This is a genomic window from Xanthobacter autotrophicus (genome assembly GCF_029991245.1).
Taxonomy (GTDB): domain Bacteria; phylum Pseudomonadota; class Alphaproteobacteria; order Rhizobiales; family Xanthobacteraceae; genus Xanthobacter; species Xanthobacter autotrophicus_C.
In genome coordinates this window covers 1-857 of the sequence record NZ_JAIVFO010000312.1, presented here as the reverse complement: position 1 = coordinate 857, position 857 = coordinate 1, and the positions used below count along the sequence as shown (strand labels likewise).

Sequence of the window (857 nt, the reverse complement as noted above, 5' to 3'; positions counted from 1 at the left end):
GGAGAGCACCACACCCGGGACGCTGATCGTCGATTCCAAAGAGATCCCGGGTCCCCCGGTTCCGCCCGCGCCGCCGCGTCCGCCATCGCCGCCGAGACCGCCCGAGCCTCCGTAAAGCGTCGTCTCGTTGATCACGGTGAAGGAGGTGCCGCTGATGCCCGCCCCGCCCAGACCGCCGAGGCCGCCGGCTCCGCCATTGCCGCCGTCATTGCCCGGCTGCCCCTTGCCGGCGAGGGTGGCGTATGATCCCGGATCGGTAAAGTGTTGGGAGAGGGTTACGCCCACAGGCACCACCGGTGCGAATTGGCTGTCGCTGCCGGCTCCGGCCGCACCGCCCGCGCCGCCGCCGATCACGCCGGTGTTGTGGATAGTGAAATTGGATCCGCCTGCGCCAACGCCGCCCTGCGCGCCCGCGCCTCCCGCGCCTGGCTCGCTGGACTTGGGGCCGATGAACATCGATCCACCCTGGCCGCCGATCCCACCGATCACGCTGCCGGTGTTGGTCAGGTCGTAGCCATACCCCGTGATGCCGGCCCCGCCCGCGCCGGCCCCGCCGACGACCATAGGTCCCTCTCCCGGGTGGTCAGGCCGGGAGATGCCTCCTCCCTCGCCACCATCGCCGCCTAGGATGGAGCCACCATTGGTGATGGTGAGGCTTCCGATCTGCGATCCAGAGACGGCAACGCCCGTGCCGCCGCTGCCGGCATCTCCGCCATACGACGGGCTGCCGCCGCCATCGCCGCCATCGCCACCGGAGATGATCGCGCTATTGGTAAGGATGCCGCCTGGCGTGAAATAAATGCCATACCCGCCATCGCCGCCCGCGCCGCCGCCGGCGGAATGTGCCTGTCTCCTAT

General features: G+C 69.9%; 1 pseudogene. It reads right to left on the bottom strand.

Annotated elements, in window-relative coordinates:
- Positions 1-857: pseudogene (locus tag K9U41_RS22955) on the bottom strand (hypothetical protein); the annotation flags it as partial.